The organism is Sphingomonas sp. Xoc002 (assembly GCF_050408055.1).
Classification (GTDB): Bacteria; Pseudomonadota; Alphaproteobacteria; order Sphingomonadales; family Sphingomonadaceae; genus Sphingomonas; species Sphingomonas yabuuchiae.
In genome coordinates, this window is sequence record NZ_CP191175.1 from 1788660 (window position 1) to 1803555 (window position 14896).

The 14896-nt window shown below is 67.0% G+C and carries 11 protein-coding genes; 1 reads left to right on the forward strand and 10 read right to left on the reverse strand.

The genetic code is table 11. The annotated features are described in order from the left end of the window. Position 1: 1 nt before the first annotated feature. Entirely contained in the window at positions 2-2497 is a 2496-nt protein-coding gene (locus ACQR50_RS07905; RefSeq protein ID WP_428970509.1) for an ABC transporter permease, read from the reverse strand. Beyond that, positions 2494-3168, reverse strand: a complete 675-nt coding sequence (locus tag ACQR50_RS07910; RefSeq protein ID WP_428970510.1) for an ABC transporter ATP-binding protein — start codon at positions 3166-3168, stop codon at positions 2494-2496. The genes ACQR50_RS07905 and ACQR50_RS07910 overlap by 4 nt, the downstream gene beginning before the upstream one ends. A gap of 27 nt (positions 3169-3195) precedes the next feature. Here ACQR50_RS07910 and ACQR50_RS07915 point away from each other — a divergent pair, with 27 nt between their 5' ends. After that, the gene (locus tag ACQR50_RS07915) at positions 3196-3909 is read left to right on the forward strand and encodes an arylesterase (protein ID WP_428970511.1); all 714 of its coding nucleotides are present in this window, start codon (positions 3196-3198) and stop codon (positions 3907-3909) included. On the opposite strand, the gene ACQR50_RS07920 is transcribed toward ACQR50_RS07915, so the two are convergent. The 8 genes from ACQR50_RS07920 to ACQR50_RS07955 form a co-directional block, all read right to left on the reverse strand. Then, positions 3906-4799 carry an ATP-grasp fold amidoligase family protein gene (locus ACQR50_RS07920; RefSeq protein ID WP_428970512.1) on the reverse strand — a complete coding sequence of 298 codons (894 nt, stop codon included), beginning with the start codon at positions 4797-4799 and terminating at the stop codon, positions 3906-3908. The genes ACQR50_RS07915 and ACQR50_RS07920 overlap by 4 nt on opposite strands. A 76-nt stretch (positions 4800-4875) precedes the next feature. Next, complete coding sequence (locus tag ACQR50_RS07925) at positions 4876-5772, reverse strand: Gfo/Idh/MocA family protein (protein ID WP_428970513.1); 897 nt, start codon at positions 5770-5772, stop codon at positions 4876-4878. Positions 5773-5799: 27 nt separating this feature from the next. Continuing rightward, complete coding sequence (locus ACQR50_RS07930; protein WP_428970514.1) at positions 5800-6876, reverse strand: LacI family DNA-binding transcriptional regulator; 1077 nt, start codon at positions 6874-6876, stop codon at positions 5800-5802. An 8-nt stretch (positions 6877-6884) separates the two neighbouring features. Then, entirely contained in the window at positions 6885-8366 is a 1482-nt protein-coding gene (locus tag ACQR50_RS07935; protein WP_428970515.1) for a tryptophan halogenase family protein, read from the reverse strand. Then, complete coding sequence (locus ACQR50_RS07940; protein ID WP_428970516.1) at positions 8363-9394, reverse strand: cupin-like domain-containing protein; 1032 nt, start codon at positions 9392-9394, stop codon at positions 8363-8365. The genes ACQR50_RS07935 and ACQR50_RS07940 overlap by 4 nt, the downstream gene beginning before the upstream one ends. Beyond that, positions 9387-10106, reverse strand: coding sequence for a SapC family protein (locus tag ACQR50_RS07945; RefSeq protein ID WP_428970517.1), 720 nt, complete (start codon positions 10104-10106; stop codon positions 9387-9389). Before ACQR50_RS07945 ends, ACQR50_RS07940 begins: the two co-directional genes overlap by 8 nt. Beyond that, positions 10106-11623 carry a tryptophan halogenase family protein gene (locus ACQR50_RS07950; RefSeq protein ID WP_428970518.1) on the reverse strand — a complete coding sequence of 506 codons (1518 nt, stop codon included), beginning with the start codon at positions 11621-11623 and terminating at the stop codon, positions 10106-10108. Before ACQR50_RS07950 ends, ACQR50_RS07945 begins: the two co-directional genes overlap by 1 nt. A 100-nt stretch (positions 11624-11723) precedes the next feature. Then, the gene (locus tag ACQR50_RS07955) at positions 11724-14768 is read right to left on the reverse strand and encodes a TonB-dependent receptor (protein ID WP_428970519.1); all 3045 of its coding nucleotides are present in this window, start codon (positions 14766-14768) and stop codon (positions 11724-11726) included. Positions 14769-14896: the final 128 nt, after the last annotated feature.

The window sequence follows — 14896 nt, forward strand, 5'->3', positions numbered from 1 at the left end:
TTCACAGCGCCCGGAGCGCCGCCGACGGCCTTGCCCGCAGCACCGGCAGGGTTCCGGCCACGCCGATGCCCACCGTCACCACCGCGCCGGTCGTCAGCGTGGCGAGGATGACGCTCCAGTCGGGCAGCCATTCGAACTCGAAGATGCGGGTGACGACGAACCACCCGCCGCCGGTGCCCAGCACCAGCGCCACCAGCCCGACAATGGCCGCGAGCAGCGCATATTCGATCGCCTGCATCGTCAGCACCTGTGCCCGTGTCGCGCCCAGCACCTTCAGCATGACCGCATCATAGGTCCGCGCCGCCCGCGCCGCCGCGATCGCGCCGAGCAGCACGGCGATCCCCGCCAGCACCGCGATCCCGGCCGCGACGGTGATCGCGGTCGCCATTTGCCCGACGACGTCCTGGATCTGCTTCAGCACTCCGCCGACTTCGACGACCGAGGTGGACGGAAAACGGGGCAGCAAGGCACGCGTGACGGCCGAGCCCTGCGCGGCGGGCATGTCGATGGTCGCCGCCAGATTGTGCGGCACGTCCTGTAGCGCGCCGGGCGAGAAGACCATCACGAAGTTGAAGCCCAGCGTGTCCCAGGCGATCCGCCGGAACGACGCGATCCGTGCCGTACGCTCCAGCCCCAGGACCGAGACGGTCAACGGATCGCCGATCCGCAGGTTCAGCGCCTTGGCCAGTCGTTCGTCGATCGACACCAGGTTCTGGCGATGCTCCGCTTGGTTCCACCACCGCCCGGCGGTCAGCGTGCTGCCGGGGGGCAGGGCCGCGGCGAAGGTCAGCCCGCGCTCGCCCCGCAGCGCCCAGGCGCCGTCGGGGATCGACGTCAGGTCGGCGACGCGGGTCGTGCCATAGGCGGTGATCGTGCCGCGCATCAACGGAACCGTGGCGATGCGGGCCGTGGGGGCGACCGACGTCACCGTGTTGCGGAACGCGGCCTCACGCTCGGGCGGCACGTCGAGTGCGAACAGGGCGGGCGCCCGGGCTGGCACGGAACGGCGGATATTGCCGTCGATGCTGGTGCGGATGCTGGCGAGCAGCACGAACAGGGTCAGGCCGAGACCGAGGGCGACGACCAGCGATACCGCCCGCGAACCGGGGCGATAGAGCGCGGTGAGAGCCAATCGCGGTAGCGGGCGGCGCGGGCGGGGGAGCCGACGCGCGACGGCGCGGACCGCCACGCCGATCGCGACCAGCATGGCCAGCGTCCCGGCGGTCGCGCCCAGAAAGGCGGCGGCAAAGGCCGGACGGTCGGTCGTCGACAGGGCCAGCGCCACGACGGGCAGGCCCGCTGCCATACCCCATAGGCTACCCCGCCATCCCCCACCGGACCGCGAGTCCAGGACGCCGCGCAACAGGGCTGCGGCCGGAACCCTGCCCGCTGCGACCAGCGGCCGCGCGCAAAAGGCCAGCGCGATCAGCAGGCCATAGGCCGCCGCCAGCGCCAGCGGCCCCGGCGCGATGGTCAGCCCCGGCGCCACCGGCAATACGGCTCCGACGGCGATCCCGACCAGCGGCACCGCGACGATCCCCGCCATCAGGCCTAGCAGGATGCCGACCCCGGCGACCGCCAGCAGTTGCAGCAGATAGACCTTCGCCACCAACCCGGATGTCGCGCCAAGCACCTTCAGCATCGCGATCGTCGAGCGCCGCGCCTCCAGGTACGAACTGACGCCATTGCCGACCCCGATCCCCGCGATGACCAGCGCGGCCAGCCCGACCAAAGTCAGGAACTCGGCCATCCGCGCGACGAAACGGCTGGCGCCGGGCGAGGCCCGGTCTCGGGTCCGCGTTTCCCATCCGGCCGTCGCAAAACGCCGCTCGAATGCCTTGGCGATCCGTGTCGGATCGTCGGTCGTGGCAAGCCGATATTTGCTTTCGTACAGGCTGCCGGGCTGGATCAGCCCGGTGCGGTCCAGCCCGTCGCGCGACACGATGGCCACCGGCCCCAGCGTAAAGCCCTCGCCGAGCCGATCGGGTTCGTCCGCGATGATCCCGCCGACGCGGAATGGGGCCGTCCCGAAGCGAAGCACATCGCCCTTCTTGATCGCCAGACGCTCTGCCAGTCCGCGACCGATCCATACGGTTTTGGCGTTCGGGGCTCGCACAACCTGGCCATCGGTCAGGGTCAACTGGCCGTAGAGCGGGTAGGCCGCATCAACCGCCTTCAACTGGACGGGTGCGGTCGTTCCGTTCGCCGTGACCGCCATCGACTGCATCCGCTGCGTTTCCGAGATGCGTCCGGCCGCCCGCATCGCCGCCAGTTCGGGCGGATCGGCCCGGCGTTGCGAGACCGCGAATTCCAGATCTCCGCCCAGCAGCACTCGACCCCGCGCCGCCAGTTTGCCGCCGATCGCATCGCCCAGGCTGCCGATTGCGGCCAGCGCGCCGACGCCCAGGAACAGGCAAAGCAGCAACAGCCGCAGCCCCCGGAAGCGAACCGACAGCTCGCGCCGGGCGAGCTTCCACGCCAGTGCCCAACCGCTCACGCGACGATCCGGCCATCGGCGAGTTCGACCACCCGGTCGCAGCGTCGGGCGAGTGCAGGGTCATGGGTGATGACGACCAGGGTCGCACCGGTCGCGGCGCGGCGATCGAACAGCAGGTCCATCACGCGGCCCCCCGTGGCGCCGTCGAGATTGCCGGTTGGTTCGTCGGCAAACACGATCCGGGGACGCGGGCCGAGCGCGCGGGCGATGGCGACCCGCTGCTGCTCGCCGCCCGATAGCTGGGCGGGATAATGGTCCAGCCGATGCGCCAGCCCGACCGCCGCCAGTTCGGCCTCGGCACGGGCGAAGGCGTCGGTTTCCCCGGCCAGTTCCATCGGCACCGCGACATTCTCGCGCGCGGTCATCGTGGGCAGGAGGTGGAAGGCCTGGAGGACGATGCCGATCCGGCCGCGCCGCGCGATGGCCAGACCGTCCTCGTCCAGCGCCCCGAAATCGGTGCCCGCCACCTCGACCCGCCCCGAGGTCGCGCGCTCCAGCCCCGACAGAACCGCCATCAGCGAGGATTTGCCCGATCCCGAGGCACCGAGCAGCGCCAGGCTCTCGCCATCCGCCACTTCCAGGTCGATGCCCTTCAGGATCTCGACCGGGGCGGCCCCGCCCAGCGTCAGCCTTACATCCGTGGCCCGGATGACCATATTGCCTGCGACCATAGTTGCGGGGATTCCAAGCCAGAGATGATGAAGATGCCATATGTGGCCGGGGCCGCGCTTCTCCAAGCCGCCGCACTCCTGTCGGCCTGCAACAGCCGGAGCGACGAGCCATTGCCCGCGACCAATACGGCCACGCCCGCGCCCTCCACCGCGACGTCGCCCAGCGTGCCGGTGTCGGGGCCGAAGCGCGTCGTGCTGGCTTTCGGGGACAGCCTTTATGCGGGTTACGGTCTCCAGCGCGGGCAAAGCCTGCCGGATGCGATCCAGGCGCGGCTGCGCGGCCAAGGTATCGATGCGACGGTGGTGAATGCCGGTGTGTCGGGCGATACCAGTGCCGATGGACGGCGGCGGCTGGCCTATACGCTCGACAGGATGAAGACCAAGCCCGACCTGGTGATGCTGGGTCTTGGCGGCAACGACGTGCTGCGCCAGGTCGATCCGGCCGAGACGCGCGCGAACATGGCGGCGATGCTGGACGAACTCGACCGTCGCGGCATTCCGGTGATCCTGACCGGCATGATGGCACCCCCTAATCTGGGACCGGATTTCGGCAACAGGTTCAACGCGATATGGCCCGATCTTGCGCGGCAGCACAAGGCCGTGCTCGACCCGTTCATCCTCCAGGGCGTGCTGGGGCAGCGGCAGTTGATGCTGGGCGATGGGGTCCATCCCAATGCGACCGGTGTCTCGCATATCGCCGATCGCGTGGCGCCGCTGGTGGCGAAGCGGCTCGCCGATTAATCCGTCCCCTTGGCGGCCAGCGCGTCCATCAGGGTACGACTATAGATATGGTGGGTCGCGTTCAGCCGATGAACCCCGGCGGCGGAGGGGGCAATGCCCAGCGAGGCGGCGGGGGTGAAAGTCAGTTCGCCGAAATAGATGCCGTCGTCGCCGTCGTACAGGTCGACGCGGACGAAGGGGAAGGGCGCCGACAACGCCTCGGCCATGGCGATCATCCTGTCCAGCCGCTCGCGATCGGCAGGCGAGAAGCCGGCCGGAGCGTGCAAGCCATCGTGTTCGTCCATCGGCGCGAAGTCGGGCAAATGGAAAAGGCGGCTCCATGACGCCCCGAAGCGGCCATGGTCGATCTGGCAGAGCAGCGGCTGGCCGTGGACGCAGTGGAATTTGTAATCGTCGGGCGGCCCCGGGGCATGGGTCGGGATCATCGCCTCGACGATGATCTTCCGGTCCAGCCCGGCATATTGCATCTCCCGCAACAGGGTCGAATAGTCCCGCAGGGACAGGTCGTAGAGGGCGTTCAGGTCCGTGGACCGTTTCAGATCACGCAGGAACGTCACGGCACCGCTGGCGTGGGTCGGCTTGGCCACGGTATCCGTGCCGATAAAGGGCTCGAGCAGGTGAAACAGATGCTCGACCGAGTCCACCGCCGAGATGGGGATGACCAGAAGCGTTTCCGGCGCGGCGATGCCGGGGCAGAGGCGCCGGGCCTCGGCCTTCGCCGTTTCCTTGTCGATGAGAGCGCGGTGCAGCGGTGACCAGTGCGGGTCGATCATGCGAGCGAAGATGACGTCGTTGATAAGAGCGTCCGGCGCATCCGCCGGTAGCGGCCAGCGACCGAAACGCCGGGCAAAATGTGCACCCGCGATCAGGTGATTGAAGGCGCGCGTCATCGGCAAAGCCATGTCGCGAACGAAACCAGGAGTTTCCATTCGAGACAATGGCATAGGGCGTGCTTGTGGCAAGGATTCAGAGCCCCTCGGCGTGACGGGTGATCGCCTCGCACAGTCGATGCGTCGCCAGGATCGCATCGGCGTCGGTCGGGCGGCGCTGCCTGGCGGCGGACAGAAATTCGGCGCACATCGCCTCGAACCCGCGCTGCTTGCCGACCGTCGTCCAGTCGCCCCGGCGCCGATGCCACTCGCCGCCGTCCATGTGCCGTTCCTCGGCCATGTTAAGGACCGAATGGCGAAGGCCGTTGCCGATCACGTCCAGTCGCTCTTCGTTCAGCCCGCTATTGCGGTGCATGGTTCCGATCGCGGTAAAGCCGTCGCCTGCCAACATCAGCGTGATCGAAAGCAACTGGTCCTGTTCGACATGCGTCTCGATCGTCCGGCGCAGGACCGGGCCGGGCGCGAGGAACAGCAGCGTGTCGACGACATGGATGAAGTCGTCGAAGATCACCCGGCGCGGTGCATCCGGCTGTCGGTGGCGGTGCTTTTCCATGACGATCAGGTCGCCCTGCAAGGCTTTCAGTGCGACATGGCCGGGGGCGAAACGGCGGTTGAAGCCGATGGTGAGCAGCGTCTCCTGCCGCTGCGCCAGCGCCACCAGCCGCTCGACCTCATCCAGCGTGTCGGCGAGCGGCTTGTCGACCAAAGTCGGGATGCGCCGGTCGAGCAGGGTCTCCACCAACGCCGGATGCGCATCGGTCGCGGCGTGAACGAAGGCGGCATCGAAACTTTCGGTGCGAAGGACTTCGTCCAGGCTGGAATGAAGTCCGGCAACGCGAAAGCTGCGCCCGGCCTGCTCAAGCACCTGCGCGTTGCGGGTGGCAAGGTGCAATTGGAGGTCGGGCATGGCCGACAAGACCGGCAGATAGGCCTTGTGCGCAATGTCGCCCAATCCTGTGACCAATATTCGCATGTCGCCTCCAAGTCCCTCAAACCACGCCTATCGCATGTCGGTGCGCTTGTCCTCCCTTGGCGGAGCGGTGGAAGCGCGGATGGCGAGTTGGGCAGGGGTGACGACCGGGCCGCTCGGCCTGTCCTGCCCGGCCTGCTCGGCGATGATGAGTTCGACCGCACGGGCGGTGACGGCGGCGATCGGCTGGACCACGGCGGTCAGCGGGGGATGGACGAAGCGGACGATGGGGGTGTCGTCGAAACTGACCAGCGACAGGTCGCGCGGTACGCTCAACCCCCGTTCGCGCGCCAGTTCCAGCGTGGCCAGCGCCATCTGGTCGTTGCTGGCGATGATCGCGCTCGGGGCAACATCGCCGTCGAACAGTGCCGAGGCGGCGGCGCGCCCCGAGGCGAAGCTGAAATCGCCCTGCGCCAACAGACCCTCGCAAGCCAGCCCCGCCGCCGCCATGCTGGCACGCCATCCCGCAACCCGCCAGCCGCTGAGTTCATACTCGTCCGGCCCGGCGATGAAGCCGATCCGCTGATGACCCAGCCCGATCAGATGATCGGTCGCCTGTCGCGCCGCGCCCTCATCGTCCAGCGACAGGGCAAAGCCGGTGCCGGGCTTGAGCGATCCGATACGCGCAAAGCTGATCCCCTGCGCCTCCAGCAAGCCGGTGATCAACGGGTTCTCGGAATGCGGCGGGGTCAGGATCACGCCATCGGGTTGCAGCGCGGCGATCGCGGCCAGCAGCTCGCGCTCGATATGGTCGCTATGCGTATCGACCAGCTCGACGATCAGGCGATAGCCATGCTCGGCGCAGGTCAGCATGCCCCCCAGCATCATCTGGTCGACCCAGTCGGTGCCCTGCCGATTGCGCCAGTCGGCGATGGTGCGTTCCCGGTCGTTGAGCGCGACGATCAGATAGGATCGCGATCCCCCCATACGCTGCGCCGCGATCGAGGGGACATAGCCCAGCCTGGCGATCGACGCCTGCACCCGCTCCATCATCTCGGGGCGGACATTGGGTTCCTTGTTGATCACCCGGCTGACGGTCTGGAGGGAGACGCCCGCATCGGCGGCGACATGGCGGATGGTGACGGACTGGCGACGGCGCGGCGGCATAAGCGGAGTCAGGCCGCCGTGCCGCAATGGCGCGCGACATAGTCCGCATGGGGCGGCAGGCCGCGCACCGTCGCCGCGATATTCTGGCGCAGCGTGATGAGAAGGCGGTCCAACTCCTCGTCGGACAGCCGCGCGGTGATCGGATGATGGCTCTCCGGCATGATGCCCTGGCCCATCATCACCTGCACCCAGCTATTCTCGGCGAATAGCTCGTCATTGCGGCGGAAAACGCGGCCCGTCTCGCGGAACAGCGCGATCCTGTGTGCCAGGCTGTCGGGCACCTCCATGTCGGCGCATTGCCGCCAGAAGGCGGAGTCGCGCCGTTCATGGACCTTGTAGTGCAGGATCAGGAAGTCGCGGATCTGCAGCATATCGGTCATCTGCTGATCGTTGAACTCGGCCACGTCATGCGGGCTGATCGGTCCGCCGGGGAGCAGGCGGATCAGCCGCAGGATCGCGCGCTGGATCAGGTGGATGCTCGTCGACTCCAGCGGCTCCAGGAACCCGCCCGACAGGCCGACCGCGATGCAGTTGCGATGCCATTGCTTGCGCCGTGCGCCGGTCTGAAAACGCAGCATGTTGGGCTCGGTCAGCACCTGGCCCTCGATCGTGGACAACAGCCTTTCGCGTGCCGCGTCGTGATCCATGTAGCGGCTGCAATAGACGATGCCGTTGCCCGCCCGGTGTTGCAGCGGGATGCGCCATTGCCACCCGGCCTCATGCGCGATGGCGCGGGTATAGGGGACGGGCGGGCGCACGCTTTCGGTCTGCACCGCGACGGCGGCGTCGCAGGGCAGGTAATGGCTCCAGTCGTCGAACCCGACATGCAGCGCACGCTCGATCAGCAGCGCGCGAAAACCGGTGCAGTCGAGGAACAGGTCACCCTCGACCCGCCGACCGTCGTCCAACACCAGGGCGGCGATGTCGCCGCTATCGGGGTTCAGCTCGACCTCGGCGATCCGCCCCTCAATCCGCGTCACGCCGTCGCCCTCCGCCATGCGGCGCAGGAAGCGGCCGTACAGCGTCGAGTCGAGCTGATAGGCATAGTTCATCCGCTCGTCGGGGAGATGCGCGAAACGGCCCTCGCGCGCGGCGATCAGCTCCAGGCAGTAATCGTCATAGGGCGCGTCATGCCCTCGGCTAAGGCCGTCCAGCCAGAAATGCTGGAACCCCGCCGCCCAGTGATCCTTGCCGGTCAGGCCGAAGGAATGGAAATAGCGGTCCTCCGGCCCCTTCCACCCGTCGAACTGGATGCCCAGCTTGAAGGTCGCCTGGGTCGCGGCCATGAACTCGGCTTCGTTGATGCCGAGCAGCCGATTGAAGGTGATGATCGGCGGAATGGTCGACTCGCCGACGCCGATCGTGCCGATCGCGTCCGACTCCACCAGCGTGACGGTGACCGCACGGCCTAGCGTGCGGGCCATGGCGGCGGCGGCCATCCAACCGGCGGTGCCGCCCCCGGCGATCACGATCCGGCGCGGCGTGCTCATCGGCTGAGCGCCCGCAGCAGGAAGGCGCGGATGCGACCCGCCAGGTCGGGGGTCATCGGGGCCAATATGCCGCGCCCGCCCTCGGGGATATGGGCAACCACGCTATCGTCATTGGCGAAGACATAATGGTCGAACATGGCGCGCCAATGCGCCTTCTGGTCGGCGGGCAGGTCGCGGATCGTCATCATCGCGTGGTTCAGCACCTCTTGCGGCTGGCCCAGCCAGCGGGGCGCGTCGCGCCACCAGTAATTGACCAGCACGTTGAAATCCTTGATCCCTTCGACATGGTGCCACCAGAGGGCGGGGATGAACACCGCGTCGCCCGCCGCCAGATCGGCGACCTGCGCGGTTTCCAGCGCGTCGGCGAAGCGGGGATGGCGCTCGAAATCGGGGGCGTGGAAATCGACCATGCTGACCGCGCGGCCCGCCGGTGTGTTGTCGACGGGGCCGAGATAGAGGTTGCGGAACTGCTCGCGCGGAAAGAGCGTGAAGCGGCGGCGGCCGACCGCGCAGACGGCCAGATTGTGCGGCACGTCGTTATGCGCGGCGATCCGGGTGCGGGTGCCGATCCAGATGCTGGCCAGCAGCTCGCGCTCGCCCAGATCGATATGGTTGGCCTCGTGCAGTCCGTCGAAAAACTGGTGCATGTCGATCGAGGCGAGATAGATGGACGGCGCCTCCGCCTTGCCCGCAAACTCGGCGATCCGCGCGAAGATTTCGGGAAGCCCGGCCTCCATCATGCGGAAATTCATCGCCATGGCGTCGTCGTAGAACAGCCGCCCGCCGCTGTCCGGCACGCCGACCGAGACGGTGAAGGGGCGGTCGCGATGATGGTCGAGCAGATACGCCCGCGCCGCCTCCGCCGAGCGTCGCCCGGCCTGGACCAGCGGCCAGTCGGCGGCGAGCCCGCGCACGACGAAGGGGCGGTCGGCGGCACGCAGCAACCGGTCGAGTTCGGCCGCATCGACGACCGTCACTTCGGGCACCGGGGGAAGGGCGGTCAGCCGCCCCGGATCGGCGTCAACCACGCGCAGCCCGCCGGTTGCGCCGCGCGATCAGGGCGCTGAACTGGCTGAGCGACGCCATCGCCATATAGATGGGCTCCAGATGGCCCGCCGCCTGAAGCTCGGCCAGGGCCGTACCGCTCAGCGAGTTTAGTCGCGCTTCGTCGATGATGTGATAGCCGACCAGGCGGTTGTCCGACCGATCCTCCAGCGTCACCTCCAAGGTGAAGGGCTCGAGCAGCTCGTGCCGCTGGAGCGCGGCGAAGAAATCGCCTGCTTCGCGAAAGCCATGGTCGAGTTCGCCGATCTGTTCGATCACCCGTTCCAGATAGGGCGTGGGGCGGCCATGCCTGTCGAATACGCGCACGCCGTCGTCGCCGGTCGCGATGCGGGGGGAGTCGACATCGACATGAATCTGCTTGGGGCCGTCCTCTTCGGGACGCCCGCCGATCAGGAACGGCTGGATATCGATCGCCAGGGGGCGGTAGCGCGCGTCCCAGCGGCCATCCGCCAGATAGAGATTCTCCCCATTCTCGAACCCGAACATGGCCAGTGCGCTGAACCGGTCGCGGGTTTCGTTCAGGCGGAACAGGATGGGATATTCCGCCTGAAGCGCGCGGAACTCGGCGGGCACGACGATGCAGGCCATGCGGGCATCGCCCAACGCAGCGTCGCGACGCTCCTGGATGCGCAGGTCGCGGTGATCGTCGGGGGTGAGGGCTTCGTGGCGGGACATCAGGCGCGTTTCTCGGAAAGGGGGGCCTGTTCGGCGCGCAGAGCGTCGAGATAGGCGCGGTTGGTCGGCAGGCTCGCCGCCAGCGCACGGCCGCGCTGGTCGATCTGGCGAAGCTGGCTCGGCAGGTCGGGCCGATGCGGGCGCGGCACGGGTGAGGGCAGGGGGGCGGGAAAACCCATACCCCGAAGGATGTAGCGATAGCTGGCCGCCGGAAACAGTTCATCCTGCATGGGCAGGTCGAGCGCGGACGGGCTGCGATAGCGCCACAGCGCCAACATCTCGGCCAGTCGGTCGGGTATCGTAGCGGGATCGCGATGCGCCCGCCAATAGGGATCTTCCCGTCGGCTGAGGACATAGTGCAGCTTCAGAAAGTCGACGATCCGTTCCCAGCGATAGGTCGCCAGCGCATTGAAACGCCGCGCCTGGATCGCCATCAGACCGGTGTCGACGGGAAAATCGTCGAGCAGTGCATCCAGCGCCAGCTCGATCATGACGATGGCCGACGCTTCGAGGGGCTCCATGAACCCCGCCGACTGGCCGATGGCGACGCAATTGGCCGTCCAAGGCCTGGACCGATAGGCGGAGCGGAAGGTCAGCCGACGCGGGGCGGGGCTATCGCCCGAATTCCGGCGGCAATATTCGGCCAACACGCCTTCCGCCTCGTCGTCGCTCATGAACGCGGAGGCATAGACACAGCCGATCCCGCGTCGGGTCGGCAGGCCGATGTCCCAGATCCAGCCCGCGCCATGGGCGGTCGCCACGGTCTGCGACGCGATGGGGCTGCCCGGCGCGACGGGCAGTTGCACCGTGAGCGCCCGGTCGTTGAACAGGATGGAGGAGGCATCGACCGTCTCCACCCCCAGCGCATCGCCGATCAGCAGCGCGGCATGACCGGTGCAGTCAAGGAACAGGTCGCCCGCGACGCTCCCCGATCCGCGGGTATGGACCGCCGCGATGCCGCCGTCCCGGCCGCGTTCGACCCCGGTGACGTGATCGCGGATATGCCGCACGCCCAGACGGGTGGTCGCACGCCGGGTCAGCAGCGCCGCGAGCTTCGTCGCATCCAGATGATAGGCATAGTTCAGTGCGCCTGCATAATCGGGCATCCCACGCTGGCGCGGCGCGAGATCCTCGGCACAGACCAACGGCTGGGCGCAGGTGGCGACGGCATAGGGGATATCGCCGGGCAGATCGGCGGGATCGGCATCGATTGGTGGCACGAAGGGATGGTAATAGCGATCATCGCTCGCGCCGGTCGCCCATCGGTCGAAGCGCGTCCCCTGTTTGAACGACCCGTCGCAGGCGAGCAGCAGCTCGGTCTCGGTGATGCCGATCCGCTCCAGTGTACGGCGGATGGTCGGCCAGGTCCCTTCGCCGACCCCGAGCGTCGGCACGTCGGGGGATTCGATCAGCGTGACCGTCACCGATCCGGCGGTGGCGGCGGCAATGCGGGCGGCGGCCAGCCACCCGGCGGTGCCGCCGCCGACGATCACGATCCGGGTGATAGCCTTGTCCACCGCAGTCCCGATCCCCGGCCCGTCTTCAAGGCCCGCAAATTGCCCATATGGTCCGCGAAAAGCCAGCCATTCCTCGGCGGAAAAGCTGGCTTTCCCGTCGTCAGAAGGTGAAACGCACGCCCGCCGAGTAGCGCGCATCCTGCTTGGTCACGAAGTTGACGTTGCGATCCGAGCGGAGGTGGCCGCTGCGGTTCTCACCCAGCAGATTGATGCCCTCGGCAAAGATCGCGACGCTCTTGGTCAGCGCATAGCTGGCGCTGGCGTCCAGCTGGCCATAGGTGTTGACATAGACCGGGTTGATGCCCGCCCCGGCCAGATAGCCCCGGCGCCAGTTATAGGCCGCGCGTGCCTGGATACCGAACTTGTCGTAGAACAGGACCGCGTTGGCGCTGTCCGACAGGCCAGTGATCGCGAACTGCGACACGCTGGCGGGTTGCCGGTTGTCATAGTTCCGGTTCCCGTTGACGATCGTGTAGTTCAGGATCGTGCCGAAGCCGGTGTCCCAGAAGCTGTGCTGGATCGCGAATTCGAAGCCGTCGACCTTAGCGGTCTGATCGCTGTTGAACGGCGTAGTGACGACGAAATTGACCAGCGGATCATTGGGCTGCGCGACGATCGTACCGTTGACCACGCCGCCGGGGAAGTTGGCGCCGATATAGTCGCGGATCTGCGCAAAGGTGGCATTGGCCCCCAGCGCGTTGATCGCCGCCTGATAGCGAGGGCCATTCTGGGTCACGCCGTTGAAGCTCGTGGTGGGCGAGGTCAGGCCGGGCACCGTCAGGTTGACCTGCGTATTGCCGATATAGTTCGACACGACCTTGTGGAAGAAGCCGACCGAGATGTAGCTGTCCGGCTTGTAATACCACTCTGCCGACAGATCGATATTCTTCGACTTGTACGGGATCAGATTGGGGTTGCCGACCCGGCCGGTGCCGCCGCCGATGCGGAACAGCTGATCCAGGTTGCGACCGCCTTGCAGGCTGCCATAATCGGCGCGGGTGATGGTGTGGCTGTACGAGGCGCGCAGCTTGACGTTTTCCAGCGGCTGGAAATCGAAGTCGACCGAGGGCAGCCAGTTCTGGTAGCGGCCCTTGAATGTCGTGAAGCCGCTGCCCGAGAACAGGATGTTGAACTCGTTCTGCGAGTTCTGCCGCGCACCCACCGGGGTCGGCACCAGCGCGGAGGCCGAGACGTCGGTATTCTCGAACCGCAAGCCAGCGATCAGGTGCGCGGGGCGCGCAAACAGGTCCATCTTGCCGTTGAACTGGAAGTATGGCGCGACGGTCTTCTCCCGGATGCGCGAGTCCGTCGTGTACGGGATCAGGCACTGGCCGTTGCCGCCGCAAATGCCATAGGCCTTGTCCAGCAGCGACACCATCGACGGCAGGTCGAAGCCGTAGAAGGACTTCACGATCGCCGCATTGTTCGCGCCGCCGATGCCGGAAAATTTGTCGGGCACGCTGATCTGCTGGAACAGATCGTCGGGGATCAGGGCGGCGGCCGCCGCACGCTGGGCCGCGCTGTCGCCGCCGGTGCCGCCCCAGGTGTCGTTCTGAAGCACGCTATAGGCCGAGCGCACCTTGTTGTCGGTATAGTCGAAACCCCAGTCCAGGCTGTCGAGGAAGCCCTGTTCATGGTCGTAATGGCCACGGAACTGGACCTGATTGATCTCGTCGCGGAAATAGGAATTGCGGAAGGCACTTCCCGTGGGGACGATGTTCGCGGCGGTCAGCGGGTCGATGCCCGGCTGCATCGCGAAGGATATGACGGGCAGCTTGTTGTCGAAATTGATCGTCTGGCTCTGCACGCCGAAGATCGCGGTGCCGACCGAGTTGCTGTTGCCGTAGGGGTTGTCGGGCTTGGACTCGGCGGTCGAGTGATGCGCGTCGATCGACAGGGTGACGCCGCCCGGCGCCTTCCAGGTCAGGTTGCCGCCCAGCGACTTGTTGACGCTGCGGGTCGAGGTCTGCGTCGCCGAATAGGCCAGGTCCTTGGCCTCGGCCGCGGTGAAGCGCTCGGTATAGAAGACGGGCCCAGCGATCGGGCCGTTGGTCCAGGCGCTCGACGTGTCGTTATGGTTGTACCAGATGCCGACATTGTTGTCGCGAATGTCGAAGGTGTTCTGCGAATAGGTATAGTCGACCGTCGCGGTCAGATCGTCCACGGGTCGGAATTGCAGGACGGCCTGGCCGTTGATGCGTTCGCGGCGGCCGTTGACGATGTTGTAGCTGGCGTTCTGCGGCACCTGATACACGTCATTGGCGCCGGGACGGTTGGTGATGTTGGCGTAGCGCGGATCGCCTTGCTGCGCCAGCGAACCCCAGTTGTTCTCCGAGCCGAGATAGCCGTCGCGCCAGCCGACATTGGCCTGGTTCTGGCTGAAATTGCGTCGCTGATAGGCGCCGGTGACCAGCACGCCGATCCGGTCGTCGGCAAAGGTGTCGGAGAAGATGCCCGACACTTCGGGCGTGATGTCCTTGCCGCCGTTCTGCGAGGTGTCGATCACCCCGCGCGCCGAGATCGAACCGCGCAGGCCCGACTTGTCGAGCGGACGGGGCGTGCGGATGTTGATGGTCGAGCCGATGCCGCCCGAGGCCACCGTCGCGCGGCCGGACTTGTAGACCTCCAGCGCGGCGACGCCTTCGGAGGCGAGGTTGGCGAAGTCGAACGAGCGCGAGCCGGGCGCGCTGTTGCCGTCGCCGATGGTCGAAGTCGGCATCTGCCGCCCGTTGAGCGTGACGAGATTATATTCGGCGCCGAAGCCGCGCACCGTCACGAACTGGCCTTCGCCGTTCGAGCGGTCGATCGACACGCCGGTGATGCGCTGGAGCGACTCGGCGAGGTTGGTGTCGGGGAACTTGCCCATCTCCTCGGCGCTGATCGCGTCGACCACGCCCTGCGCATTGCGCTTGATGTCGATCGACTGGCGCAAGCTGGCGCGGATGCCGGTGACGACGATATCGCCGTCGCCCTGTGCGGGATCGGTCGGGCCGGTCCCGGGCGGTTGCGGATCGGTTTGGGCCGGGCCGGGATTGCCCATCGTCGCGGCGGCATCCTGCGCCAGTGCGGCGGCCGGAAGGGTCAGGGCGACGGTGGAAACACCGATGGCGAAATTGGATAGCAGGCGAGCACGAACGCTACGCATGGAAAACCTCCCCTCGTGAACGGGCGCGGTTATCCGCGCTCTATGAGAACGTTCACTCTGCCAATGCCGGATGACTGTCAAGAGTGTCAGCCATTGATTTTACACGATTGTGAACGTTCTCTGGACAG

Excerpts from the sequence above, each read along its gene's own strand:
- ACQR50_RS07910 (WP_428970510.1), bottom strand. The coding sequence starts at position 3,168 with ATGGTCGCAGGCAATATGGTCATCCGGGCCACGGATGTAAGGCTGACG.
- ACQR50_RS07955 (WP_428970519.1), bottom strand. The coding sequence starts at position 14,768 with ATGCGTAGCGTTCGTGCTCGCCTGCTATCCAATTTCGCCATCGGTGTT.
- ACQR50_RS07930 (WP_428970514.1), bottom strand. The coding sequence starts at position 6,876 with ATGCCGCCGCGCCGTCGCCAGTCCGTCACCATCCGCCATGTCGCCGCC.
- ACQR50_RS07915 (WP_428970511.1), top strand. The coding sequence starts at position 3,196 with ATGAAGATGCCATATGTGGCCGGGGCCGCGCTTCTCCAAGCCGCCGCA.
- ACQR50_RS07945 (WP_428970517.1), bottom strand. The coding sequence starts at position 10,106 with ATGTCCCGCCACGAAGCCCTCACCCCCGACGATCACCGCGACCTGCGC.
- ACQR50_RS07935 (WP_428970515.1), bottom strand. The coding sequence starts at position 8,366 with ATGAGCACGCCGCGCCGGATCGTGATCGCCGGGGGCGGCACCGCCGGT.
- ACQR50_RS07925 (WP_428970513.1), bottom strand. The coding sequence starts at position 5,772 with ATGCGAATATTGGTCACAGGATTGGGCGACATTGCGCACAAGGCCTAT.
- ACQR50_RS07920 (WP_428970512.1), bottom strand. The coding sequence starts at position 4,799 with ATGACGCGCGCCTTCAATCACCTGATCGCGGGTGCACATTTTGCCCGG.